This window comes from Neobacillus sp. OS1-32 (assembly GCF_030915425.1).
GTDB lineage: Bacteria > Bacillota > Bacilli > Bacillales > Cytobacillaceae > Neobacillus > Neobacillus paridis.
Map to the genome: position 1 here is coordinate 2,999,375 of NZ_CP133263.1, position 25,742 is coordinate 3,025,116.

The window sequence follows — 25,742 nt, forward strand, 5'->3', positions numbered from 1 at the left end:
CTATCCATTTAAAGTTTTTCCTTGTTTCTCCAGCCACTTTGCTTCGGCCTCCGCTAAGCGAATATAGTTAGGCACAAAAGTATGCACATCCTCACCCGGCTTATCTTTTCCTAACCATGCTAGCTCAGCAGGACGGGGATTTTGTTCAGTTGGATTTGCAAAAATCGCCTTTGACCCCAATCTTTCTTCAAATACCTTGCGATGAAGCGGCACATCATTACCGACAAACAAAACAGCTTGGCCTAGTTGCGCTAATTTGGGTGCCCAATCTACAGCCATTGCTAACTGATCTGGTTCAACGGTGGTAAGTCTACCATTTTCAAAACGGTACAACCCTGTATAGACTTGTCCCCTTCTAGCGTCAAATATAGGTGACACATAGCCTTCAAAGCGTCTTGCCGGCGCGGCTGCCAATACCTCCAGGCTGGAAATGCCGACAAGAGGAATATTTAACGACCACGCTAATGTTTTCGCAATGGTTACGCCAATTCTTACTCCAGTATAAGAGCCTGGACCCTTGGCGACCACAATTTTTGTCAAATCTGTCGGCTGCTTTTCACAATCCTCCATGAGTGTCTGAATCGCCGGCATGATCCGAATGGAGTGATTCTTTTTTAAATTGGTAATATATTCACCAATTACTTGATCTTCCTGTAAAAGCGCTACCCCCAACGGATTATTGGAAGTATCGATCGCTAAAATCGTCATTGAAAAATCTCCTTACATAATTGCTCATATCTTCGGCCTTTGGGAATGAGGACGATGGTTCGCTGTTCGCCTTCATGATGATATAAATAAACCGTTAACAGCTCATTAGGCAGCTGCTCTTTGATGACATGGGCCCATTCCACTACAGTGACACCATGACCTTCAAAGTATTCATCAAATCCCAAATCCTCCAATGAATCTTCTACCCGATAGACATCCATATGATATAAAGGGAGCCTCCCCTGATACTCTTTTATAATGGTAAAAGTGGGGCTGTTAACAGTCCTCTTAATATCCAAACCTTTAGCAATACCTTTTGTAAAAGTAGTTTTGCCTGCCCCTAAATCGCCTTCAAGGGCAATCACATCACCCGGCTGCAAATGGGCGGCAATTCTTTCTGCAAATTCACTGGTTTCCTCTGAATTATTTGTTTTTAGTTCATACTGGGCCATCTAATCACCTATTTTACTGTAAAAGATCTTTATCTTCATTTTACCTTATTTTTATACAAAAAAACCTTAGGATGTTTCCTAAGGGAACGTATTTGATATGTAGTCTTTTAGTTAGCGAACATAAAAAAAGCCGAAACATCGTTTCGTGCTGACTATTTTTTGAAGATGGCGGTCTGGACGGGACTCGAACCCGCGACCTCCTGCGTGACAGGCAGGCATTCTAACCAGCTGAACTACCAGACCAGATTGCGGGGGCAGGATTTGAACCTGCGACCTTCGGGTTATGAGCCCGACGAGCTACCGGACTGCTCCACCCCGCGATAATAATAAGATATAAAATTTTCCTATGCCCCATGCATAAGGACTGTCCCTTCCTCTACCAGCTTATTCAGAGGAGCTAATGCGTCGGGACAACTCGGAGTTTATTCATTGAAGCAACGCTCGTTGCTCCACCCCGCGATAATAGAAAAATATTGTTTTATTAAAACAGCCCGGCAGCGTCCTACTCTCACAGGGGCGCGTGCCCCAACTACCATCGGCGCTGAGAAGCTTAACTTCCGTGTTCGGTATGGGAACGGGTGTGACCTTCTCGCCATCACCGCCGGACTATTTAGCTGACACTATTTTATTATAATGTCTTTTTGAAATTTTTCAAGGGGAAATCTAAATTTTTTCATTCCCTCAAAACTAGATAATACAGAAGAAGTTCCATTGAAGAACGAGTTCGCTTTCTGATTCATGTCTAGCTCCAGCGTCCAGCAACTAGTGTCTTTCGGTCTTTTCCCTACGATAAGTCAACATTGAATCGTTTCACTCTTCGTGTTTCCTTTATCTCAGTCAAAGCCCACCACAAGGAACACTTCGTCAGCGTAGGCATCGCACGAGGAAAAAGCATTAGCTTTTTCGAGGAAGCCATACGTTGCTAAGCGGACGCTTCCGCTTTTCTATTTGGTTAAGTCCTCGATCGATTAGTATCAGTCAGCTCCACGTGTCACCACGCTTCCACCTCTGACCTATCAACCTGATCATTTTTCAGGGATCTTACTAGCTTAAAGCTATGGGAAATCTCATCTCGAGGGGGGCTTCATGCTTAGATGCTTTCAGCACTTATCCCGTCCGCACATAGCTACCCAGCGATGCCTTTGGCAAGACAACTGGTACACCAGCGGTGCGTCCATCCCGGTCCTCTCGTACTAAGGACAGCTCCTCTCAAATTTCCTGCGCCCACGACGGATAGGGACCGAACTGTCTCACGACGTTCTGAACCCAGCTCGCGTACCGCTTTAATGGGCGAACAGCCCAACCCTTGGGACCGACTACAGCCCCAGGATGCGATGAGCCGACATCGAGGTGCCAAACCTCCCCGTCGATGTGGACTCTTGGGGGAGATAAGCCTGTTATCCCCAGGGTAGCTTTTATCCGTTGAGCGATGGCCCTTCCATGCGGAACCACCGGATCACTAAGCCCGACTTTCGTCCCTGCTCGACTTGTAGGTCTCGCAGTCAAGCTCCCTTGTGCCTTTACACTCTGCGAATGATTTCCAACCATTCTGAGGGAACCTTTGGGCGCCTCCGTTACTCTTTGGGAGGCGACCGCCCCAGTCAAACTGCCCACCTGACACTGTCTCCCACCCCGATTGAGGGGTGCGGGTTAGAATTTCAATACAGCCAGGGTAGTATCCCACCGACGCCTCCACCGAAGCTGGCGCTCCGGTTTCTCAGGCTCCTACCTATCCTGTACAAGCTGTACCAAAATTCAATATCAGGCTACAGTAAAGCTCCATGGGGTCTTTCCGTCCTGTCGCGGGTAACCTGCATCTTCACAGGTACTATAATTTCACCGAGTCTCTCGTTGAGACAGTGCCCAGATCGTTACGCCTTTCGTGCGGGTCAGAACTTACCTGACAAGGAATTTCGCTACCTTAGGACCGTTATAGTTACGGCCGCCGTTTACTGGGGCTTCGATTCAGAGCTTCGCTTTTAAGGCTAACCCCTCCTCTTAACCTTCCAGCACCGGGCAGGCGTCAGCCCCTATACTTCGCCTTGCGGCTTCGCAGAGACCTGTGTTTTTGCTAAACAGTCGCCTGGGCCTATTCACTGCGGCTTTTCAGGGCTATGCACCCTAAAAAGCACCCCTTCTCCCGAAGTTACGGGGTCATTTTGCCGAGTTCCTTAACGAGAGTTCTCTCGCTCACCTTAGGATTCTCTCCTCGCCTACCTGTGTCGGTTTGCGGTACGGGCACCTTGAATCTCGCTAGAGGCTTTTCTTGGCAGTGTGGAATCAGGAACTTCGGTACTGTATTTCCCTCGCCGTCACAGCTCGAGCCTTCACGGTGAACGGATTTTCCTATTCACCAGCCTAACTGCTTGGACGCGCATGACCAGCAGCGCGCTTACCCTATCCTCCTGCGTCCCCCCATCACTCAAACGATTCAGAGGTGGTACAGGAATATCAACCTGTTGTCCATCGCCTACGCCTTTCGGCCTCGGCTTAGGTCCCGACTAACCCTGAGCGGACGAGCCTTCCTCAGGAAACCTTAGGCATTCGGTGGATGAGATTCTCACTCATCTTTCGCTACTCATACCGGCATTCTCACTTCTAAGCGCTCCACCAGTCCTTCCGGTCCAGCTTCAACGCCCTTAGAACGCTCTCCTACCACGGACACCAACGGTGTCCATCCACAGCTTCGGTGATACGTTTAGCCCCGGTACATTTTCGGCGCAGAGTCACTCGACCAGTGAGCTATTACGCACTCTTTAAATGGTGGCTGCTTCTAAGCCAACATCCTGGTTGTCTAAGCAACTCCACATCCTTTTCCACTTAACGTATACTTTGGGACCTTAGCTGGTGGTCTGGGCTGTTTCCCTTTTGACTACGGATCTTATCACTCGCAGTCTGACTCCCACGGGTAAGTCTTTGGCATTCGGAGTTTGTCTGAATTCGGTAACCCGATGAGGGCCCCTAGTCCAAACAGTGCTCTACCTCCAAGACTCCAAGCCGTGAGGCTAGCCCTAAAGCTATTTCGGAGAGAACCAGCTATCTCCAAGTTCGATTGGAATTTCTCCGCTACCCACACCTCATCCCCGCACTTTTCAACGTGCGTGGGTTCGGGCCTCCAGTAGGTGTTACCCTACCTTCACCCTGGACATGGGTAGATCACCTGGTTTCGGGTCTACAACTACATACTAAAGATCGCCCTACTTAAGACTCGCTTTCGCTGCGGCTCCGTCTCTTCAACTTAACCTTGCATGCAATCGTAACTCGCCGGTTCATTCTACAAAAGGCACGCCATTACCCGTTAAAGGGCTTTGACTACTTGTAGGCACACGGTTTCAGGTTCTCTTTCACTCCCCTCCCGGGGTGCTTTTCACCTTTCCCTCACGGTACTGGTTCACTATCGGTCACTAGGGAGTATTTAGCCTTGGGAGATGGTCCTCCCAGCTTCCGACCAGATTTCACGTGTCCGGCCGTACTCAGGATCCACTCAGGAGGGAACGAAGTTTCGACTACAGGGCTTTTACCTTCTCTTGCGGACCTTTCCAGATCGCTTCGTCTACTCCGTTCCTTTGTAACTCCATGTTGAGTGTCCTACAACCCCGAAAGGCAAGCCTTTCGGTTTGGGCTGTTCCCGTTTCGCTCGCCGCTACTTGGGGAATCGCGTTTGCTTTCTCTTCCTCCGGGTACTTAGATGTTTCAGTTCCCCGGGTCTGCCTTCCTTACCCTATGAATTCAGGTAAGGATCCTACTCCATTACGAGCAGGGGGTTCCCCCATTCGGAAATCTCCGGATCGACGCTTACTTACAGCTCCCCGAAGCATATCGGTGTTAGTCCCGTCCTTCATCGGCTCCTAGTGCCAAGGCATCCACCGTGCGCCCTTTCTAACTTAACCTCTGACAAATGATCAGCGTCGAATCTCTGCGTCAGCTTCGTTCACTCAGATCCTCACGTGCCCTTAAGCACGCTCCGGTCTTCGCTCACTCGCTTCCTTGACCTTCTCGCTGCTGATTTGTCATGACCTAAAAGGTTTAAAACCTAAAATGGCGATACTCGGTTCTTACTTGGTTACTTCTTCTATTACGATTATCTAGTTTTCAAGGAACAAGGCCACTGATTTTCATCACGAAGTGATGGATCATATAGCTTTATGAGAGATTATTCCCTCAAAACTAAACAAGGCGACTTCCACGAATCAACTTCATGAATGACCTTCTTAGTTTTGCTTCAAGCTGCCTTGCGACGAGCTGAGGAATACTTCCTCGAACTACTGCGGCGCAGGAGCAAACTTAACGAGAGGATTATTCTCTCAAAACTAAACAAACAAAATACGTACAACAAACTCTTTATTTGTTCGCAAGAACAAAATGATCCTTAGAAAGGAGGTGATCCAGCCGCACCTTCCGATACGGCTACCTTGTTACGACTTCACCCCAATCATTTGTCCCACCTTAGGCGGCTGGCTCCTTGCGGTTACCCCACCGACTTCGGGTGTTACAAACTCTCGTGGTGTGACGGGCGGTGTGTACAAGGCCCGGGAACGTATTCACCGCGGCATGCTGATCCGCGATTACTAGCGATTCCGGCTTCATGCAGGCGAGTTGCAGCCTGCAATCCGAACTGAGAATGGTTTTATGGGATTGGCTTAGCCTCGCGGCTTCGCTGCCCTTTGTACCATCCATTGTAGCACGTGTGTAGCCCAGGTCATAAGGGGCATGATGATTTGACGTCATCCCCACCTTCCTCCGGTTTGTCACCGGCAGTCACCTTAGAGTGCCCAACTGAATGCTGGCAACTAAGATCAAGGGTTGCGCTCGTTGCGGGACTTAACCCAACATCTCACGACACGAGCTGACGACAACCATGCACCACCTGTCACTCTGTCCCCCGAAGGGGAACGTCCTATCTCTAGGAGTGTCAGAGGATGTCAAGACCTGGTAAGGTTCTTCGCGTTGCTTCGAATTAAACCACATGCTCCACCGCTTGTGCGGGCCCCCGTCAATTCCTTTGAGTTTCAGCCTTGCGGCCGTACTCCCCAGGCGGAGTGCTTAATGCGTTAGCTGCAGCACTAAAGGGCGGAAACCCTCTAACACTTAGCACTCATCGTTTACGGCGTGGACTACCAGGGTATCTAATCCTGTTTGCTCCCCACGCTTTCGCGCCTCAGCGTCAGTTACAGACCAGAAAGCCGCCTTCGCCACTGGTGTTCCTCCACATCTCTACGCATTTCACCGCTACACGTGGAATTCCGCTTTCCTCTTCTGCACTCAAGTCCCCCAGTTTCCAATGACCCTCCACGGTTGAGCCGTGGGCTTTCACATCAGACTTAAAGGACCGCCTGCGCGCGCTTTACGCCCAATAATTCCGGACAACGCTTGCCACCTACGTATTACCGCGGCTGCTGGCACGTAGTTAGCCGTGGCTTTCTGGTTAGGTACCGTCAAGGTACCGGCAGTTACTCCGATACTTGTTCTTCCCTAACAACAGAGCTTTACGACCCGAAGGCCTTCATCGCTCACGCGGCGTTGCTCCATCAGACTTTCGTCCATTGTGGAAGATTCCCTACTGCTGCCTCCCGTAGGAGTCTGGGCCGTGTCTCAGTCCCAGTGTGGCCGATCACCCTCTCAGGTCGGCTACGCATCGTCGCCTTGGTGAGCCGTTACCTCACCAACTAGCTAATGCGCCGCGGGCCCATCTGTAAGTGACAGCTTGCGCCGTCTTTTAGCTTATCTACATGTGTAAATAAGAGTCATCCGGTATTAGCTCCGGTTTCCCGAAGTTATCCCAGTTTTACAGGCAGGTTGCCCACGTGTTACTCACCCGTCCGCCGCTAACCTCGAGGAGCAAGCTCCTCTTGATTCGCTCGACTTGCATGTATTAGGCACGCCGCCAGCGTTCGTCCTGAGCCAGGATCAAACTCTCCAATAAAGTTGAGTTGAAATAGCTCATAAAATTTAACGTTGGCTTCATTTCAATAAAGAAATGAATGATTATTGTTTGTTGACGTTTTTGTTTGTTTAGTTTTCAAAGAACCATCCAACTAATTAAAGTGGAGCGGGTGATGGGAATCGAACCCACAACAACAGCTTGGAAGGCTGTGGTTTTACCACTAAACTACACCCGCATATAATAATAATTTACTAACCACATTTTGCTTACGAATCTTCATGCCTCTTCCTCTTCAAGTTTAATCAAGGATGTTTTATGCGTCGAGGCAACTCGAAGTGAATCCATAGGTGCTTTTGCTCATGGCTGTGGTTTTACCACTAAACTACACCCGCATACATTATAAGATGAGGTTGATTATTTTGAATGGTCGGGAAAACAGGATTCGAACCTGCGACCCCTTGGTCCCAAACCAAGTGCTCTACCAAGCTGAGCTATTTCCCGTTAATATGGCGCGCCCGATAGGAGTCGAACCCATAACCTTCTGATCCGTAGTCAGACGCTCTATCCAATTGAGCTACGGGCGCGTTTTTAATAACCAACTTTTAAATAATATCACAAGCACATTGGTTTGTCAATGTTTTTTTGGTGCGGCCGAGAGGACTTGAACCTCCACGGTGTTGCCACCACTAGGCCCTCAACCTAGCGCGTCTGCCATTCCGCCACGACCGCATTATCAACGACGAGATTCATCTTAGCAGATATATTTCTATATTTCAAGAGGTAAATTCTGGTGCGGGTGAAGGGAGTCGAACCCCCACGCCTTGCGGCGCCAGATCCTAAGTCTGGTGCGTCTGCCAATTCCGCCACACCCGCATTTTTTGAAATGGCTGGGCTAGCAGGATTCGAACCTGCGAATGACGGAGTCAAAGTCCGTTGCCTTACCGCTTGGCTATAGCCCAACAATAATAAATTATTATGGAAAGAAACAGGAAATGGACTAAACCTCATCTCCCATTTCTGATGACCCCTACGGGATTCGAACCCGTGTTACCGCCGTGAAAGGGCGGTGTCTTAACCGCTTGACCAAGGGGCCGAAAATGTTTATTAAACGGAGAAGGAGGGATTTGAACCCTCGCGCCGCTTACGCGACCTACACCCTTAGCAGGGGCGCCTCTTCAGCCACTTGAGTACTTCCCCTATATGGCTCCGCAGGTAGGATTCGAACCTACGACCGATCGGTTAACAGCCGATAGCTCTACCACTGAGCTACTGCGGAAAAATAAAATGTATTCCATACTCATTGCATAAATTGTGTCCCCGCCTCAGTATGCTTATTCAAGCAGCGTCTCGGCGTGTACAACTCGCAGCTTTTCCACGACGCTTTGCTCGTCTTTACCACTGAGCTATTGCGGAATAAAACTAAAAAATAAGGCAGATGCCTTATCGACTCTTTACATTATAATGACGGGAGAAGTTAAAGTCAATAAGATTTATAGTAGAAATAAATGGAACGGAGCATATTTATTTTAGAATAACTTCCTTCACTTTTGCTAATTTGCCCCTGCACCTTCCGCAAACAAATCTGCTCGTGTTGATACTTCTTTTTCTCTGATAGGTAAGATGGCAATTGGTACATTGATAGACGAGAAATTTTTTCACGGGACGTTTTGCTTTGGCTTCCGGGAGCTGATTACAAAAACGGGGTGCACCTACTTTTTTTAATAACTGCTTAAAATCCTTATCACGGTGTTGGTGTCCTTTTCCTTCAAGATGAAGATGGTAATGACATAATTCGTGCTTAATGATCCCGATTAATTCCTTATGGCCAAGCTGCTCTAGATATCTCTTATTTATTTCTATATTATGGGTTCCCAGAAGATAGCGGCCCCCGGTGGTTCTTAATCTGGTGTTAAAAACTGCCCTATGCTTAAATGGCTTGCCGAATGAATCGATGGATATCTTTTCAACTAATAATTGCAGTTCTACATCATTCAATTTTCCGCTCCCTCGCTTCTGTAAGAACGTGACAACCTATTATAGCATATATTATTTATACACTTAATGAAAATCCACTTTGGGAGGTTTCATTATGCCGACTTGGTTTCAAAACCAAATGAAAAGAGCCTTTTTTGAAAAAAACCGCCATCAGATCAAATTATTAAACCAATGTTGGTTTTTTTACAGAAAAAAACACTGCTCATAATAAAAGCGTAAGCGCCTTGGATAATTCCAATGGGCAACAAGGAAGCTGGCCCAAAGGCTGCTATTAGTCTTCTTGGCAGTTTGATTTTAGAACCAAAGAAGTCCCAGGCGCTTTCACTATATTAAAAAACAGTGTTTTTTCTTTTGATCAGGACGGTTGCAACATTGTTAGGGCCACGCGTCCTTTTTTCATATCGACAGAATCAACCCAGACTGTGACAACGTCTCCCACGGAAACGATGTCCATTGGATGCTTTACAAAGCGTTTGCTAAGCTTGGAGATGTGAACAAGCCCATCCTGCTTTACTCCGATATCGATAAATGCACCAAAGTCGACTACATTTCGGACCGTTCCCTGCAGTTCCATCCCCGGTTTCAAATCCTCCAGTTTTAAAACATCTTTTTTCAACAGTGGACGAGGCAGGTCATCACGCGGATCTCTTTCCGGCCTCATTAATGCATCGACGATGTCTTTTAGAGTTAATTCACCTATGGCCAACTCTACAGATACAGCCTTTAAGTCGAGTCCATTTAAAGCATTTTTCAACTCTTCCGTTCCTAGATCTGCCGTGGTAAAACCTAGGTTCGTTAAAAGTTTCTTAACCTCATCATAGTTTTCCGGGTGAATTGCGGTACGGTCTAACGGTTCTTGCCCATCAAGCACCCTGAGGAAACCAATTGCCTGTTCATACGTTTTAGCTCCAAGCCGAGGGACCTTCTTTAACTGTGCCCTGCTGGTGAATTTTCCTTCCTCCTCCCGCAGCTTGACGACATTATTTGCAGCCGTCTTGGTCAGCCCGGAAACATATTGCAGCAATGATGCGGAAGCAGTATTGACATTAACACCAACCTGGTTAACTGCCGTTTCCACAACAAAATGTAACGATTCAGAAAGCCGTTTTTGCGATACGTCATGCTGATATTGTCCGACTCCTACCGATTTTGGATCAATTTTGACTAATTCAGCCAGCGGGTCCTGCAGGCGGCGGGCAATCGAAACGGCACTTCTTTCCTCAACATGCAAATCCGGAAACTCTTCACGTGCCAAATCCGATGCGGAATACACACTAGCGCCAGCTTCATTTACGATAATATAGAAAATTTCTTCATCCATTTCTTTTAAAATATCCGCAACAAATTGCTCTGTTTCCCTCGAGGCCGTGCCGTTTCCAATGGCACACATTTCTACTTTGTAATCTCGCAGGATTTTGATTAATTTTTCACGAGCTTCCTTCGTTTTTGAAACAGGGGGATGCGGATAAATTACATCAATTTTGAGTACTTTTCCAGTTTCATCGACGACAGCCAGCTTGCAGCCAGTCCGATAAGCAGGGTCCACTCCTAAAACCATTTTCCCTTTTAGCGGCGGTTGTAAAAGCAAATTCCTTAGATTTTCGGAAAAAATATGTATCGCTTGTTCTTCCGCCTTTTCAGTTAATTCGTTACGGATCTCCCGCTCGATTGAAGGCTGAATTAATCGTTTATAGCCGTCTTCAATTGCTTCTTGAACAATTGCGGTCGCAGGAGTATTTTCTTTTTTTACCCATTTTCTGGTTAGATAAGAAAGAATGAAGTCAACATTCATTTTGATCGATACTCTGAGAATGTCTTCTTTTTCACCACGATTCAAGGCCAAAATGCGGTGAGGAACAATTTTACTTACCGGTTCTTCATACTCATAGTACATTTCGTAGACATTTTTTTCATCCTTCTCCGCATCCTTAACCGCAGAGACGACGGAACCAGATTTAAATGTTTCGCGGCGAATCCACTTGCGGCCGTCCGCATCATCAGACACCATTTCGGCAATGATATCCCGCGCCCCGGCAATGGCATCATCGACAGTGAGCACTTCTTTTTCATCGGACAAAAATTCTTTTGCCTTCTCTTCAACGCTCTCGGTTGAAAAAGTAAGCAGCCACTCCGCCAATGGTTCGAGACCTTTTTCTTTGGCAACCGTTGCCTTTGTCCGTCGCTTTTGTTTATAAGGACGGTATAAATCTTCGACCTCTTGCAGCTTCTCCGCTTTGACGATTGTCCGTTGCAGTTCTTCGGTTAATTTCCCTTGCTCAGCAATAATTCGTAATACTTCTTCTTTTCGCTGATCAAGGTTTTGGAGATATTGCCATCGTTCTAAAATGTTACGGATTTGAACTTCATCAAGAGCGCCGGTCATTTCTTTGCGGTAGCGGGCAATAAAGGGAACTGTATTACCCTCATTTGTTAATGAAATGACACTCTTCACCTGTTTGGGGGATATTCCTTGTTCAGCGGCGATTTTGCCGATATGTTGATCCTCTTTTACGATTGTTTCAGTCACTCAGATAAACCTCCATTCCTTTCCTCTTATTTTATCAGAATAACGGGGGTATTTTCATTAACACAAGTCCGTCAAAAAGAAAAAGCAAGCTTTTTCAGCTTGCTCAAGCAGTTGAAGGCAGAAAAATATGTACGAAAAAACGCTCTTTTTTCTTAAAAGAGCGTGTCATTTCCCTAGAATTCGATGAGACCTAGACTCACTTGTAAGGCTTCATCCACTTTCTCCATCATTTCCTCATCGAGATGGGTAATTTTATCGGTTAATCGCTGTTTATCGATTGTACGAATTTGCTCCAACAGGATGACGGAATCTCGTTCAAATCCGTAGCGTTTTGCATCAATTTCAACATGAGTAGGTAGCTTCGCTTTTTGAATTTGAGCAGTAATCGCTGCAATAATAACTGTGGGACTAAACCGATTCCCGATATCGTTTTGGATGACAAGAACAGGACGGACACCGCCTTGTTCAGAACCAACAACTGGGGATAGGTCCGCGAAATATACGTCACCACGCTTGACAATCAAAGGTTTAACCTCCGCTTACAAGACGTTCAACGGTATGCTCTGCCTCATATTCTGCCTGAAATGCTTCTGATGCGATTCTTAGATTGATTTTAGCCATTTCCATGTATCCACGTCTCATGGATTCGCGAATTTGTCTCTGTTTTCGTTCGCGTAAATACATTTTTGTTGCCTGGTAGATAAATTCACTGCGGTTTACATTTTCTTGTTGAACAAAACCATCAAGTTCTGTTAACAAATGTTGTGGCAATTTCACCAAGATCTCCGTAGTTGCGCTGGATTCAGACACAAACATACACCTCCACCATCACTACACACCATTTTTAAAAAAACAGAATTATATCCATAAAACTGCCCATGCCATCATAACTGCCCATAAAAGGGCTACCATCGGCATGTTATCATTTATCTATACCATAATTTATAATAACATTATTCTTCCTTCGTGCATAGTCTAAATATAATCCCTACTGTATTATAAGCCAATTGGACATTCTTTTATGCACGATTTACACGCAATCTCATCAATATGTTAAATATTCTCTAATAGAACTCACGAATTAAGCAGATAATTTTTTATAGCGACTATCTTTCCGTCCTTTTTATAGATCCTTGGAACCCGGGCGGCTATGATACACGGTACTTCATAATTGATTGTTTCCAGCTTAGCAGCTATTTCATTAACGGAGATAAATTGATTCCCCTGGGTGCCAATCAATGTCACTTCTGTTCCACGCGGAAAATATTCCGGGAGGCGCACCATGCATTGATCCATACATATTCTGCCGACAATTGGAGCCCGTACGCCTCCGACTAACACTTCCTGGCCTGAAAGTTTACGGATCCAGCCATCGGCATAGCCAATTGGAAGCGTACCAATCCACTCATCCCCTTGACTTTCATAGGTTGCTCCATAGCTAACCTTATCCCCCTTGTGCAGCTTTTTGACATTGACAAGCCTTGTTTTCAATGAAAAAGCTTCGTGCAAAGGAAAGGGGATTTCTTTTTCCATTTCCAGTGACGGGGTTAACCCATACATGGCTATCCCCAGCCGGATGGTGTTAAAATAAGCCTTCTTAAAACGGATCGTGGCAGCACTATTGCTGGTATGAACATATTGAGGACGCTGGGACAACTGGCCAAGCATTTTTTCAAAAAAGGCTAATTGCTGATTGAAATAGGTGGTATCGAGTTCATCAGCTGTGGCAAAGTGAGTAAAGATGCCTTCAAATACCAACCGTTTATCCCTTGATACAAACTGCTCAATGGCTGTTAATTCCTCACTGCTCCGTACGCCAATTCTCCCCATGCCTGAATCTACCTTAATATGAAGCAACAGACGGTCGCTGTCAGACAAATATTTTTGCGCCTCCTGAAGCCATTCCTGTTGAAAAACAGTCAGGGTGATATGCTTATCGGCTGCCGTCCGGACATCTTCCGGACGAGAGGCACCTAATACCAGAATCGGGGCGGTGATTCCTTTGTTCCTTAAGGCAATCGCTTCGTCAAGAAAAGCCACTGCTAAGTAAACTGCTCCGGCCTCTAAGGCAGCCTGGGCCACTTGAACATCACCATGGCCATAGGCATTTGCTTTTACCACGGCAATGACGTTTATTTCCTTTGGAACGTGTTTCTTTACTGCAGCAACATTCTTACGTATTGAATCTAAATCCACTTCTACCCATGTATCACGGTAAAAAGTTCCTTGCGCTTCCATGGTTTCACTTCCTGTTTTATTAAATGAACATTCCCATTCTACCACTAACACAAAAATTCTAAAAGTTGGAGTGAATCCTGCATGCCAGTATGTTTTGCTATCGTTTGCACGGCCTTTTTCAGAAAAAACAGACCCCGGCTCGAGGTCTGTAATTCATTCTTGATTATTTTACTTCTTCGGCTTGGACAGATTGGGCAACTTCAATCATTTCTTTTTTTGATAAATTTTTTGAAGCAATCATATAGTCAACGCCATCATGGGACCAAGTGATTGAATGTTTTGTTACTGCTCCGATCGTAAAGCCTAGATCAACAAGATTGCCTTCAACAAAGGTCGTAGAGGCTTCCTTGACCTTTACTTTTTCCTGAACAAGTGTATAGGATTTCTTGCCATCATAGGTTAGAACCACACGTTTGCCATTATCAAGGGCAATTTCTTGTTCATCCTGTAGCTTCGTACCTTCTAGTTCATATGTTGGATACTTTACAATAAAGTCTGCGTTACCGCTGTCGGCCATCGCCGGTAAACCAAGCTGGGCACGAGTCATATTTTTTTCCATTTTAAAATCGTCTTTGTTAAAGCTTGCCTTAAATTTCATCTTTTCAAACTCGACCGTCACGAGAGCATTGCGGTCCGGATCCATCACCTTTACGCTGGCCGGGGATAAATCTTTTTTATTCAACTTAATCTCTTGAAACGGAAGCATTGAATTATTTTGATAGCGGGTCTTCGTTTCGAATATATAATGATCTTTTGTTTCGGCAAATTTAGCTTCTTTGTCGGCAACAATATCCTTAATCAACGACTCGTACAGATAAGCCTGGCTGCTGTTTTGCGGCCAATCGCTTTGGAATTTAAAGCTTTTATTTAAAGCCGGAGTTAGCACAAATACACCTTGATTATTCCGTAAAATCATTTGGCTTTGGTCTTTTTCCGTATTTTTCAAATTAACACGATAAAAAGTTGGATCCTTATGCCAGATTTCCACATTATAAACTTGCGATTCTGCTCCCATTTTCAGCGTCATTTTGGCATCCACTTTATAGCTCGTTAGGTCCTTTTCCTTTAACTCCTTCACCACATCATTCTTGTGATTTCGAGCCACAGGCAGCGAGAATTAAGATGGCCATCAGCCCGGTCATGAGCAGCATGAATTTTTTTCTCATTCCTTCAACCCCTTCTTGTCTCATTTCGTATGATTTTGAGAAGAGAAAGGCAGGGATCAGGCTTCAAACTAACCGTTGCTGACCTTGTCTCTCCTATTCCATACGAATATATGAGACAACCCCGGGGAATATGCGCTGGAGCTAGACAATTCTTAAAGTAAAATTAATCCTCAATAATTACTTGGGCCACGCAATAATCGCGGCTGTGTGAGATGGATACATGTGCTTGACCCGCAGGTCTGACGATAAACGGCTTGCCTAAATGATCTGTTTCAATTTCAATGTCTAAAAACGACAGTTCTCTTCCGATTCCGGTCCCAGCTGCTTTGGCGTATGCTTCTTTGGCAGCGAATCTGCCTGCTAAAAACTCCGTCCTTCTTGCTGCAGATAGTTCTTCAAATTGCCGCTTTTCATTTACAGTTAACACTCTGTCAACAAATTTTTGCTGTCGGGATAACAACTCCTTAACTCGAGAGAGCTCAATAATATCAATGCCAATCCCTTGAATCATGTCCATCTTCCTTCTATAACATTATTTGTTAGCATAATAGTGTAAAAGAACAACAATCTGTTTATGATGATAGTGAGAGGGGGTCCTTCCTTTGTTTACCAGAACCGAAAGCTTGCAAGATTTTCTTCGCTTATACCCGATCGTTTCATTGATAGTCGCCATTCATCTCTGGCTTATATTTATTAACCATTTTACCGATTTTTCCAAACTATTGGTTTTATGAACATTTTTCCGGCGTGAATCTTTATATAATGGAGGGCGAAATTTGGCGCCTGATTACGCCGACGTTTATGCATACCAGCTTTTCGCATATGCTGTTTAACAGTTTTTCGCTGGTCTTATTTGGTCCGGCATTAGAGCGGCTTCTCGGCGGGAGCAAATTTTTATTCATTTATCTGGCCTCTGGTGTCATTGCCAATATCGCTACGGTGATGCTTGAACCGCTCAGCTATACACATGTCGGCTCGAGCGGTGCCATTTTCGGTCTGTTTGGTTACTATATTGCAATGATTGTGTTTCAAAAAAATAGGCTCTCCAAGGAAAACTCACAAATTATTATTACCTTATGTATCGTTAGTCTCATTATGACCTTTATCCAGCCAAATATAAATATTACCGCGCATCTTTTTGGCTTATTAGGAGGTTTTCTCCTCGGCTATTTTTTTAAATGAAACTTGCCGATTGGCGAATCCGTTAGGGTGACTTATGAGGCGTAGTTGAATTTATGCGACATAGGGAAATTGGTGAAGTTTTCTATTAGCCCCAAAATGGGGAGACCCCTTGCCAATCAGCTGGAGAGCTCCCTCTGTCTTTCTCTTGAGTACCATTGATATACCTTTTGAATGTCGCTTCTTTCAAGATCAACTACCGCTATCCAGGAATCACCTGCACCTGACTTCACAAATGCCTCCAGTGTTCCAAGTCCTTGCCTCTGTTGAAAATAACTTTCCCGTAATTTCAAGCTTTGAATCCTTTTCCTTGGCATGAACACAGTCGTCCTGTTAATGGTCCGGCTGCGCAGGCACAGCTGCTGCTGTTCCAAGCTCCAACCGGCATCGTTATATTTTAAAATGGCCCACCAGGTTCCCACAACAAGAATGATCAGCGAAAAGAAGCCCCAGGTTTGGAAGAAGAAGATCGCTGCCGCGACGATCGGCAAGACAATGTACCAGATTCGCAGGATATAGCGCCGCCTCGCTCTTTTTGGAGCAGAACTTAAAGCAGGCTCCAATTGATAGTCCGGCAATGGTTCCTTTAACAACGAAGCTATTTCCTTCACTCTGACAATTGGCAGTAAAATAACCTTGGACTCTTCCTCATTTGCCGTTGAACCGCCCGCACTCACAATGGAAACGGTGGCATAGCCAAGCATTTGCCGGATTATATTCTCGCTAATTCGAATCGCTTGAATCCGCTTTAACGGGATCGTAATTTGTTTTTTCTCAAGCAGACCTTGGGAAATGATAAGATCTTTTTCCGTTTTAATCACGTTAAAATTTGCATATTTCAACATCGTTACGGCTAAAGAAATAACCCAAGCCAGAAAAAAACCAATAAACACAAGAAAAGCCAAGGCAATAATGTTATGGACGGCCCATTTCTCCAAATCGCCAAAAATCTTCTTATAGGGTATAAAGTCATCGAGCTGTGACAAAAAGGCGATAGCTGCAGAAATCACAACACCAACTCCACCTGATGTTAACGAAAGAATCATTAATTCAGGAACCGATATCGAAAAAACGATTTGTCCTTCAGGTTCATCTTTTAACTCATGGTTTTCACCTGTTTTTGCGACCGTGACATATTGCTGAATCAGTTTCGCATCGTCCTTAGAAACTGCCGATAGGACCGCTTCTGCCTCTTCACCACCGCCTGCCGTTTCAATTTGCACCTTAACAAGCCCAAACATTTGCTGCAAAAGCCCCTCTGTGAGGTTAATGCTTTGAATTCGTTCAAAGGGAATGTATCGTTTTTGCCGAACAAACACGCCGTATTCGATGCGAAGCTCATCCTCCTCGAACCTGTATGTATAACGAAGCCAAGAGATTACCCCGATAATGAGGGAAATAATGACAGCAACTAAAGATATAGCCAATGTGATAAGAAGTGATATTTTCCCCTCACTGCCACCCGAGATGATGAGTGCAATCAATGGGAATAATAGCTTTTTTAATCCTTTGCCGGCTGATAAAACAGATGCTATCGGATGAAGCCGCTTTGGTTTAGACATCCTCTTCCGCCACCCTTGCTAACTTGGAAATAAAGAAACGTAATTCCTCGGCCTCCGTCTCCTCTAATGCCGGAATGGTATGGGCAGTGGCGGCTGTATGAACGACAACGGAGGCAAGCTTATATTTTCTTAAAAGAGGACCCTGATTTGTATCAACATGCTGAACCCGGACCATCGGTACTAAAGTCCGTGTTTTGACAAATATCCCCTCCTCCAGTTCAATTTCTTCTTCGCGAACTTCATACCGCCAGCTTTTCCATCTAAGGGTCGGAAAGAGAAAAATATGTAAAACAGGAAAAATAACTGCCAGCACAATCAAAATGATTGATATCCAACCCGGGAGATCAAAAATATGTAATAAAAATACGGCAGCAGCCGTAATCAACCAACCAATTAATGAGGTGATGACACCGGATATCCGCCATACCGTTAATGCTTTCTGTGAAATTCGCTTTTGCGGCTTCGAAATCATTGGTTTTGCCCCTTTCACTGAAACGTTCCACTGTTCAAGTATACAAAAAATTAAGTAAATCGCACCAGCTAATTATGCACAAAATGGCGAATATAAAAAAGAGCATGGACAATTGTTCTATCCATGCTCTTGTTCCATTTATCAACGAGCGGTTCGCACGCTTCTGTCCTACTATCATCAGAACGCTTTCTTGTTTTTTAATTAATGATTATAGCTTCGTGGTTTTGATGATTTACCGCCGCTTCTTGGTTTGATTGGAGCCTTTTTTCGACGGTCGCTATTGAACCCGCGTGACTCATCTCTTCTTCGACGGTCACGATCAAACGGTTTTTTATCCCGTCTTTGTGGAAGTGGTGCTTCTTCCGTCAATTTCACCGGTGTTGTATCCGGTTCTTTCGTTAACATTTTCAATGCAGCAGCAACTACGGTTGAAGCATCATTCGTTTCCAGCAACTCTTCTGCAGCCGCTTTATAATATTGCAGATTATTGTTATCAATCGACTGTAAAATTTTATCGACGACAGCCCGCTGTTGACCTTCCAGCGCTTCATCAAGGGTCGGCGGCTTCATCCGTTCCATTTTCCGTTTCGTTGTTTTCTCGACAACAAACAGATACGATTTCTCGCGCGGTGTTACAAATGTCATCGCCATGCCGGCTTTTCCAGCACGTCCGGTACGGCCGATGCGGTGAACATAGCTTTCCGGGTCTTGTGGAATATCAAAATTATAGACATGGGTGACACCCGAGATATCCAGCCCCCGAGCTGCCACATCTGTAGCAACCAGAACATCAATGGATCCTTCTTTAAATTTGCGGAGAACTGAAAGCCGTTTTGCCTGGCTTAAATCGCCATGAATTCCTTCGGCAGTGTATCCCCTTAAATTCAACGCTTCTGATAATTCATCTACACGGCGTTTCGTCCGTCCAAACACTATTGCCAGCTCTGGTGCTTGAATATCAAGCAGCCGGGTTAATACATCAAATTTATTTTTTTCCTGTACTTCCAAGTAGTATTGTTCAATGGAAGGAACAGTCATTTCCTTTGTTTTCACACGAACCACTTTAGGGTCCTTCATAAATTTTTCAGCAATCCGCTGAATCGGCGCTGGCATCGTTGCTGAGAATAACAGCGTTTGCCGTTCTTCCGGAATTTCCGCAAGAATCGTTTCGATATCCTCAATAAATCCCATGTTTAGCATTTCATTTGCTTCATCGAGAATAACAGTATGAACATGGTCAAGGCGGATCGTTTTTCTGTTAATATGATCCAGGAGACGTCCTGGTGTCCCGACAATTATATGCGGTGCTTTTTTTAACGAACGAATTTGCCGGCCGATATCCTGACCGCCATAGATTGGCAGGACGCGGACTCTCTTTCCTGCACCAATTTTATAAAGCTCTTCCGATACTTGAATCGCAAGCTCTCGTGTTGGTGCAATGATAATCCCTTGAATGGCTTCGAGTTGTTTATCAACCTTTTCTACTAATGGAATTCCGAAAGCGGCTGTTTTACCTGTTCCTGTCTGTGCCTGGCCGATCACATCATTATTCGCAAGGCTGAGTGGAATGGTTTCTGCCTGAATTGGAGTAGCTTCTTCAAATCCCATGCGGAGGACAGCCTTTAATGTCGCTTGGCTTATTCCTAGTTCTTCAAACTTCGTCAATGTTTTCATTCTCCTTCGTCTATTTGAAAATTATTGTATATATCTAGTGCCGAATCTATTCTCACGATACGGATCTATTCGAATTTACGCAACATCTTTATTTTACCAAAAAAAGACATTCCTCCAAAGGAGTATGCCTTCATTTCGTCAATTTCTAGACATGCTGAAAATAATCATAACATTTTCATACATATATTGCAATAAAGTGAAATTTAAACCCGCTGGGTCGTACTCCCGTTAAGGCAGGATAAACGGGTTGTCCTGCATTTCGGGGAATGGTGGCCACTTGGTTGGCATTATGCTAATGGAGTATGTTTCTCGCCAATTGGGGTGCGCTTTTCGCCAATTGGCGTGCGCTTTTCGCCAGTTGGAGTGTGCTTCTCGCCAATTGGCGTGCGCTTTTCGCCAGTTGGAGTGTGTTTCTCGCCAATTGGGGCACTCTTTTCGCCAGTTGGAGTGTATTTCTCGCCAATTGGAATGTGCTCCCCCGCCAATTACAGCATGCTATCCGCCAATTGTTGCTGGAATCCATCCATTACCAATAAGGTTATTCCTTCTGTAATGCTTTGACAACTTCTTCTAACTTCATTCCACGAGATGCTTTAACCAACACGAGCGTGTCTTTATTGACATGCTGCTCTAACTGTTGCACTAAGGCATCTTTATCGAAAAACGCAAACACCCGGTTTGCACCTAAAACTTCTCTTGCAGAATGGGCAATCTGGGCGCCAAGTTTGCCATACGTAAATAGCAAATCAATTTGTTCAGGATTTAAATCGGCACCAATTTTTTGATGATATTGCTCCTCTTCAGGGCCAAGTTCAAGCATATCGCCCAATACGAGGACCTTCCGTTCAAAGCCGTTGAGATTGGCCACCAATTCGATTGCCGCCATCATCGAGGTGGGGCTGGCATTATAGGCATCATTAATAATTTTTTCACCGTGACGTCCTTCCACCAACTCCATCCGCATATTCGTCAGCTTAACCTTCTGGAGCGCCTCGCTGATTTTTGCAAACGGAATGGAAAAATGGCGAGCAATCAACATTGAGGCAAGTGCATTGAGAATATTATGGGTTCCCAAAATGGGCAGTTCAAATGTTTCATTTGCCGCGTTAATTTTAAAACGGTTTCCTTGTTCCAGCTGCGTGATTTCGATTGGATAAAAATCATTATTATCATTTCTGCCAAAGGTTTGCACTTCAATATTGCCTTGATGCTGCTGAATCCTTTCCATTAACAACGGTTCGTCGCCATGAAGGACAGCGAGACCCCCAGGTTTTAGCCCTTGCAAAATCTCAAGTTTGGCCTCGGCAATTGCTTCTCTCGAGCCAAGATCCAGTAAATGAGATTCACCGATATTAGTGATTACAACCGCATCCGGACAGGCAATCTTTGTTAAAAGGGCGATTTCCCCCCGGCCGCTCATCCCCATTTCGAGAACAGCAATTTCCGTGTCCTCTTCCAGACTTAACACCGTTAATGGCAAACCGATATGGTTATTAAAATTCCCTTCCGTCTTTTGGACTTTGTAGGCTGTCGCCAATAAACTTGCCGTCATGTCCTTTGTCGTTGTTTTACCATTACTTCCAGTGATGCCGACAACCTTGAGATTTAATTCGTGACGATATTGCCGGGCCAATTCCTGCAAACTGGCGAGGCAGTCTTCCACAATGATAATCGGCAAATGGCGCGGTGGATTGGGAACATCCTCCTGCCACAGCGCAGCAGCAGCACCTTTGCCAATCGCTTCCTCAACATATTTGTGGCCGTCCACGTGCTCGCCTTTAAAGGGAACAAATAAATTCCCCGGTGCAATTTTTCTGGAATCAATCGTCACTCCGGAAATTTGTATTTGAGAAAATCGGCTTAGATCATTTTTTGCCGAAATTATTTCTGCAATCTGCTGCACAGACCGTTTGATCATGTTCATATCCCTCCTTGTAGATAAGAACGGACATGGCTCCTGCCGTGTCTTTAGATAGTGTATTTGATTTGCTGCTTCTCAGCATGCCGTTCTTTTGCCAGGTTAACGAGGCGTTCAATTAGTTGCGGATACTCAAGCCCTGTATGCTTCCATAATAATGGGAACATGCTAAATGGCGTAAACCCGGGCATCGTATTCACTTCATTAATGATCACCTTGCCATCCTTTGTTAAAAAGAAATCGGCACGGACAAGTCCCGAACAATCCAAAGCTTTGAAGGCGCGAATCGCCATGTCTTTTAATTGCTGATATTCCTCCGCTGTAATATCAGCAGGGATAATCAGCGCGGTATTTCCGTCCTCATATTTTGCTGTGTAATCATAGAAATCCTTTTTCGGGACGATTTCACCGGCCACGGAGCATTCCGGTTCATCATTTCCAAGCACACCAATCTCAATCTCACGGGCGATTACTCCCTGTTCAATAATTACTTTTCGGTCAAATTGGAAGGCTTCTGCGAACGCAGCCTCTAATTCTGCCCGATTCCGGCATTTGCTGATGCCGACACTTGAACCGAGATTAGCCGGCTTTACAAAGCAAGGATAGTCAAGCTCGGCTTCAACTTTTGCATAGGCTGCTTCTTTGGCTTGCTCCCATTCTTTTTTAAGAAATGAAACATAGTTAACTTGTGTAAGTCCCGCTTGGGCAAAAATATTTTTCATTAAAACTTTATCCATTCCCGCTGCAGAGGCAAGAACGCCATTCCCAACGTATGGGATATTTAACAGTTCGAATAACCCCTGAACCGTCCCGTCCTCACCATTTGGCCCATGCAGTAACGGAAAAACCACATCAAGCGAATCCTTTTCCTGTTCGGAAGCTTGGAATACGGCCGGGGCCAAGGCTGCCGGGGATAATTTGTCCCCCTCTGAAAACTGCAGTGCCTTCACGTCTTCCACCGGCGCGGTCAGTTCAGGACCTTTAATCCAACGGCCCTCCACATCTATGTAAATCGGGTGAATTTCGAATTTTTCCAGATCTAATGCTTTCATGACTGCCATCGCTGTTTGCAATGATACTTTATGCTCGGCAGATTTTCCTCCATACAACAAACCTATTTTTGTTTTCATCGGTCTACCTCCAATTTTTCACTCATGTTTTATTTTATCACTTTATGGAAGCAAAGAAATAATTTCAGATATGTTTTTTTATTTAGGAAAAAAGGCGTACTTCGGCAACTTTAAACTATTTTATGTCTTGAACAGCTTGCTTAAAAACGAACGATCAAAAATTTATCAGAATTTTAACAAATAGCCGGCTGGTTTTCTAATATCCTTGTTATCAATGAATCGTTCTCTTAAATGAAAACTCGTCGCTTGGCGAGTCCTTAAAGACGAAGACAGAGACGTAGTTGAATTTATACTCTCTTATTAGCTAAAAAGAACCAGTCCCCCATCGTTAGGACTGGTTCAGTCTCAGGCATTTACTTCACATTTAGCTTCCACTCTTTTGTTTTTTTGTCAAAAATAATTTTGGCATGAGAACGGTCTCGGGAAATCTGCAAATACTCCTCATACATATCATCCATATTAGCGAAATCACCGAGCACCCAAATGGGAATTTCTATCCTGGTCCGCTGGTGGTCAGCATCTCTTAATGAAAGACAAATTCCTTCTTTAATTAATGGTGTTAAGGTAAGCAGAATTTCTTTGTTTACCGGCGGATACACCCGTTTTTTGCGGATCCCCAGCAGTGACTTTTCCACTCTTAATCCTCCGAGTTTATGGGAGATGACGATACTAAACAATTGAAAGAAATCCTTAAAAGTGCGATAATACGTTTTATTGTACCAGCCATCATCATTAGCTAAATAAACAAAGCGATTGCCCAATTTATTATAAAAAGGGAGCCTTAAATGATGCTTGTGGTGGCCCAAATATAACAATTCTGCCATTTCCTGACCGGTCAGTTCATTCAGAACATCTTCTTCAATAAAGTCAATCCAGCAAAAATTCCCGTATCCGTACACATCCTCAGCTGCCAGTTTATTAATTCTTTCAACCGGACAATATTCAAGTAATGTATGCATGTTAAAATCAGCATCATCAAAGCGGTGCTCCAACAGCAGCAGGTTATTTAATGTTCCTGAAAAGGTTGAAACAAACTCAGCAAATTCGATACCATGAGAAATGACATACTGATCTGTTTGATTTAAATGAACATAAATAAGGTCCCGTATGTCTTGATGATGCTTTTTCACTGCCAAACTCCTCCGTTCGATGAGAAAGATGCCAAACGATTCTCAATACTTTATTCAAAAGGAAGTTGTCAAATAACTTCCAGATGCTTCGTTCATACTTACTTATTTTAACAAAAAATAGATCAAATAGCTTATTTCATTTTATTTACAAAAAATAAGCTATGATAACATTGTTGTCATTTTTTGATATAAGAATTTGCAATATATTGACACATACTATTTTTACCTATTATTGATCTTCTGTCTAATTTATTGACCACAAATCTGCCATTTTTTATTTAGGTAAGTCACACAGGAAAGGGTGAGCGAGAAATGATTAAAGATATGACAGAAAATGAAATTAGCTTATATATCATTAAAACCTTAAAAGAAAATAAAAAAGCAGAATTTGAGGCAATGATTGATGAGCTTCAACCTTATGATGTGGCTAAAATTTATCAGGAGCTGCCTGAAAAGCACCGACACCGGTTCCTCCTTTTTTTAAAATTTGACGTTCTTGCTGACCTGATGGAAGAGCTTGATAAAGAGGAACAACTCGATTTATTGAATATACTGGGAATTGAAAAGTCCAGTAAAGTGCTGAATTTAATGGACAATGATGACTTAGCAACATTACTGCATGAAATGTCTCCGGAGAAAAAGGACTCCTTTCTATCTGAAATGAACAAGGAAGAGTCAAACGCGGTTCAGGATATTATGAAATATCCACCGGAAACAGCCGGCCGATTAATGACAAACCGCTTTGTCTGGATCCGTAACTACTATACTGTTCGAGAAGCCGTCGATAAGTTGAAATCCTTTGCCGAATATGCCGAGTCACTTAACTATTTATATGTGATTGATGAAAACAGCCGACTTGTTGGCGTTGTCTCCTATCGTGATTTACTTTTAGCAGAACCAGGTGAAAAAATTAACGAAATCATGTATGAGCGGGTCATTTATGTCACCGTCACGACCGACCAGGAGGTTGTCGCCCAAACTGTTGAACGCTATGACTTTATTGCTGTTCCGGTAGTCGATGAGGACCATGTACTTGTCGGGATTGTAACCGTTGATGACGTTCTCGATGTTGTCATTAAAGAAGCAAATGAAGATATTGAAAAATTATCAGCATCCGGGAAGGCCATTGATTTTGAAACGAAAACATTGGTTGCAGCCGCCAGACGGCTTCCCTGGCTCATTTTGTTATTATTTATCGGACTTATTTCCGGCAGAATTATCAGCGGTTTTGAAGAGACATTGCAGAAAGTCGTCGCCCTTGCCTTTTTTATGCCGATGATTGCCGGTATGACCGGAAACACCGGAACCCAATCTCTGGCAGTGGTTGTCCGCGGCCTGATATCTCATGATATTAATAAAAAGGTCATTTTTCGTTTAGTGATGCGCGAGCTTGGGGTTGGCATTTGCATTGGTGTAACCTGCGCTGTGCTCATCTCGATCATCGCCTATATTTGGCGGGGGAATTTCATTTTAGGAATCGTTGTCGGCTGTTCCCTATTTTTCACCCTTATTATTGGAACGCTAGCCGGAACGGTCATCCCGCTGATTCTTTACCGTTTAAAAATTGATCCAGCAGTAGCATCAGGGCCCCTGATCACAACGCTTAATGATATTTTCTCATTGCTCACTTATTTTGGGATTGCGACAATGTTTTTACAATATTTAGTATAAGTAGCGAAACAACCTTGTCTTTTGGCAAAAAACTGA

General features: G+C 44.4%; 18 protein-coding genes, 11 tRNA genes, 3 rRNA genes and 1 pseudogene. 3 read left to right on the plus strand and 30 right to left on the minus strand.

The genetic code is table 11. The annotated features are described in order from the left end of the window. The 17 genes from tsaB to RCG24_RS14915 all read right to left on the minus strand — a co-directional run bounded on the left by tsaB (window position 1) and on the right by RCG24_RS14915 (window position 9,039). The gene (gene tsaB / locus RCG24_RS14835; RefSeq protein ID WP_202654714.1) at window positions 1–708 is read right to left on the minus strand and encodes a tRNA (adenosine(37)-N6)-threonylcarbamoyltransferase complex dimerization subunit type 1 TsaB; all 708 of its coding nucleotides are present in this window, start codon (window positions 706–708) and stop codon (window positions 1–3) included. After that, the gene (gene tsaE, locus RCG24_RS14840) at window positions 705–1,160 is read right to left on the minus strand and encodes a tRNA (adenosine(37)-N6)-threonylcarbamoyltransferase complex ATPase subunit type 1 TsaE (RefSeq protein ID WP_202654713.1); all 456 of its coding nucleotides are present in this window, start codon (window positions 1,158–1,160) and stop codon (window positions 705–707) included. Before tsaE ends, tsaB begins: the two co-directional genes overlap by 4 nt. Window positions 1,161–1,326: 166 nt before the next feature. Continuing rightward, window positions 1,327–1,403: transfer RNA gene (locus tag RCG24_RS14845), tRNA-Asp, on the minus strand. Between the two features lie 3 nt (window positions 1,404–1,406). Next, window positions 1,407–1,480: transfer RNA gene (locus RCG24_RS14850), tRNA-Met, on the minus strand. Window positions 1,481–1,649: 169 nt separating this feature from the next. Further along, window positions 1,650–1,766: ribosomal RNA gene (gene rrf / locus RCG24_RS14855) — 5S ribosomal RNA — on the minus strand. Window positions 1,767–2,108: 342 nt separating this feature from the next. After that, window positions 2,109–5,050, minus strand: a 23S ribosomal RNA gene (locus tag RCG24_RS14860). A 483-nt stretch (window positions 5,051–5,533) separates the two neighbouring features. Next, window positions 5,534–7,083, minus strand: a 16S ribosomal RNA gene (locus RCG24_RS14865). The 16S, 23S and 5S rRNA genes sit together here with 11 tRNA genes alongside, the layout of an rRNA operon. Window positions 7,084–7,205: 122 nt before the next feature. Continuing rightward, window positions 7,206–7,279 (minus strand) — tRNA-Gly (locus RCG24_RS14870). Window positions 7,280–7,468: 189 nt separating this feature from the next. After that, window positions 7,469–7,545, minus strand: a tRNA-Pro gene (locus RCG24_RS14875). Window positions 7,546–7,551: 6 nt separating this feature from the next. Then, a tRNA-Arg gene (locus RCG24_RS14880) sits at window positions 7,552–7,628 on the minus strand. Window positions 7,629–7,687: 59 nt separating this feature from the next. Then, window positions 7,688–7,773, minus strand: a tRNA-Leu gene (locus RCG24_RS14885). 59 nt (window positions 7,774–7,832) lie between these two features. Beyond that, a tRNA-Leu gene (locus RCG24_RS14890) sits at window positions 7,833–7,917 on the minus strand. A gap of 11 nt (window positions 7,918–7,928) precedes the next feature. Beyond that, a tRNA-Gln gene (locus RCG24_RS14895) sits at window positions 7,929–8,003 on the minus strand. Window positions 8,004–8,065: 62 nt separating this feature from the next. Further along, a tRNA-Glu gene (locus RCG24_RS14900) sits at window positions 8,066–8,137 on the minus strand. 16 nt (window positions 8,138–8,153) lie between these two features. Beyond that, window positions 8,154–8,241 (minus strand) — tRNA-Ser (locus RCG24_RS14905). Between the two features lie 4 nt (window positions 8,242–8,245). Then, a tRNA-Asn gene (locus RCG24_RS14910) sits at window positions 8,246–8,320 on the minus strand. A 245-nt stretch (window positions 8,321–8,565) separates the two neighbouring features. Next, a complete protein-coding gene (locus tag RCG24_RS14915) occupies window positions 8,566–9,039 on the minus strand; it encodes a SprT family protein (RefSeq protein ID WP_202656421.1) in 474 nt (157 codons plus the stop codon). 94 nt (window positions 9,040–9,133) lie between these two features. On the opposite strand from RCG24_RS14915, the gene cmpA reads away from it, so the two are divergent. Then, the gene (gene cmpA, locus RCG24_RS14920; RefSeq protein WP_202656422.1) at window positions 9,134–9,247 is read left to right on the plus strand and encodes a cortex morphogenetic protein CmpA; all 114 of its coding nucleotides are present in this window, start codon (window positions 9,134–9,136) and stop codon (window positions 9,245–9,247) included. Between the two features lie 147 nt (window positions 9,248–9,394). On the opposite strand, the gene RCG24_RS14925 is transcribed toward cmpA, so the two are convergent. From RCG24_RS14925 to acpS, 6 genes and pseudogenes are all read right to left on the minus strand, one after another. Then, window positions 9,395–11,566 (minus strand): Tex family protein, encoded by a 2,172-nt coding sequence (locus RCG24_RS14925; protein ID WP_202656423.1) that lies wholly within the window; start codon window positions 11,564–11,566, stop codon window positions 9,395–9,397. Between the two features lie 173 nt (window positions 11,567–11,739). Further along, the gene (locus RCG24_RS14930) at window positions 11,740–12,090 is read right to left on the minus strand and encodes a type II toxin-antitoxin system PemK/MazF family toxin (RefSeq protein WP_202656424.1); all 351 of its coding nucleotides are present in this window, start codon (window positions 12,088–12,090) and stop codon (window positions 11,740–11,742) included. A gap of 4 nt (window positions 12,091–12,094) precedes the next feature. Then, window positions 12,095–12,376 carry a CopG family ribbon-helix-helix protein gene (locus RCG24_RS14935; protein ID WP_199421044.1) on the minus strand — a complete coding sequence of 94 codons (282 nt, stop codon included), beginning with the start codon at window positions 12,374–12,376 and terminating at the stop codon, window positions 12,095–12,097. A 264-nt stretch (window positions 12,377–12,640) separates the two neighbouring features. Then, window positions 12,641–13,804 (minus strand): alanine racemase, encoded by a 1,164-nt coding sequence (gene alr, locus RCG24_RS14940; RefSeq protein WP_308077388.1) that lies wholly within the window; start codon window positions 13,802–13,804, stop codon window positions 12,641–12,643. A 163-nt stretch (window positions 13,805–13,967) separates the two neighbouring features. After that, window positions 13,968–14,970: pseudogene (locus tag RCG24_RS14945) on the minus strand (DUF4367 domain-containing protein). Between the two features lie 163 nt (window positions 14,971–15,133). Beyond that, window positions 15,134–15,481, minus strand: a complete 348-nt coding sequence (gene acpS, locus RCG24_RS14950) for a holo-ACP synthase (protein WP_202656427.1) — start codon at window positions 15,479–15,481, stop codon at window positions 15,134–15,136. A 236-nt stretch (window positions 15,482–15,717) separates the two neighbouring features. Between acpS and RCG24_RS14955 the strand changes: the two genes are divergently transcribed. Beyond that, window positions 15,718–16,152, plus strand: a complete 435-nt coding sequence (locus RCG24_RS14955) for a rhomboid family intramembrane serine protease (protein ID WP_308077389.1) — start codon at window positions 15,718–15,720, stop codon at window positions 16,150–16,152. 116 nt (window positions 16,153–16,268) lie between these two features. Here the strand turns inward: RCG24_RS14955 and RCG24_RS14960 are convergent, their stop codons facing one another. The 7 genes from RCG24_RS14960 to RCG24_RS14990 all read right to left on the minus strand — a co-directional run bounded on the left by RCG24_RS14960 (window position 16,269) and on the right by RCG24_RS14990 (window position 24,035). Further along, entirely contained in the window at window positions 16,269–17,711 is a 1,443-nt protein-coding gene (locus tag RCG24_RS14960; protein ID WP_202656429.1) for a PH domain-containing protein, read from the minus strand. Next, complete coding sequence (locus RCG24_RS14965; RefSeq protein WP_202656430.1) at window positions 17,704–18,183, minus strand: PH domain-containing protein; 480 nt, start codon at window positions 18,181–18,183, stop codon at window positions 17,704–17,706. Before RCG24_RS14965 ends, RCG24_RS14960 begins: the two co-directional genes overlap by 8 nt. Window positions 18,184–18,384: 201 nt before the next feature. Then, window positions 18,385–19,848, minus strand: a complete 1,464-nt coding sequence (locus tag RCG24_RS14970) for a degradosome RNA helicase CshA (protein WP_308077390.1) — start codon at window positions 19,846–19,848, stop codon at window positions 18,385–18,387. 296 nt (window positions 19,849–20,144) lie between these two features. Next, a complete protein-coding gene (locus RCG24_RS14975; protein WP_308077391.1) occupies window positions 20,145–20,342 on the minus strand; it encodes a hypothetical protein in 198 nt (65 codons plus the stop codon). Between the two features lie 53 nt (window positions 20,343–20,395). After that, the gene (murF, locus tag RCG24_RS14980; RefSeq protein WP_202656433.1) at window positions 20,396–21,775 is read right to left on the minus strand and encodes a UDP-N-acetylmuramoyl-tripeptide--D-alanyl-D-alanine ligase; all 1,380 of its coding nucleotides are present in this window, start codon (window positions 21,773–21,775) and stop codon (window positions 20,396–20,398) included. 50 nt (window positions 21,776–21,825) lie between these two features. Continuing rightward, a complete protein-coding gene (locus tag RCG24_RS14985; RefSeq protein WP_308077392.1) occupies window positions 21,826–22,905 on the minus strand; it encodes a D-alanine--D-alanine ligase in 1,080 nt (359 codons plus the stop codon). Between the two features lie 353 nt (window positions 22,906–23,258). Further along, a complete protein-coding gene (locus RCG24_RS14990) occupies window positions 23,259–24,035 on the minus strand; it encodes a hypothetical protein (protein ID WP_202656435.1) in 777 nt (258 codons plus the stop codon). Between the two features lie 312 nt (window positions 24,036–24,347). On the opposite strand from RCG24_RS14990, the gene mgtE reads away from it, so the two are divergent. Then, window positions 24,348–25,706: a magnesium transporter gene (gene mgtE, locus RCG24_RS14995; protein ID WP_202656436.1), complete on the plus strand. Its 1,359-nt coding sequence runs from the start codon at window positions 24,348–24,350 to the stop codon at window positions 25,704–25,706. The last annotated feature ends 36 nt before the right edge of the window (window positions 25,707–25,742 follow it).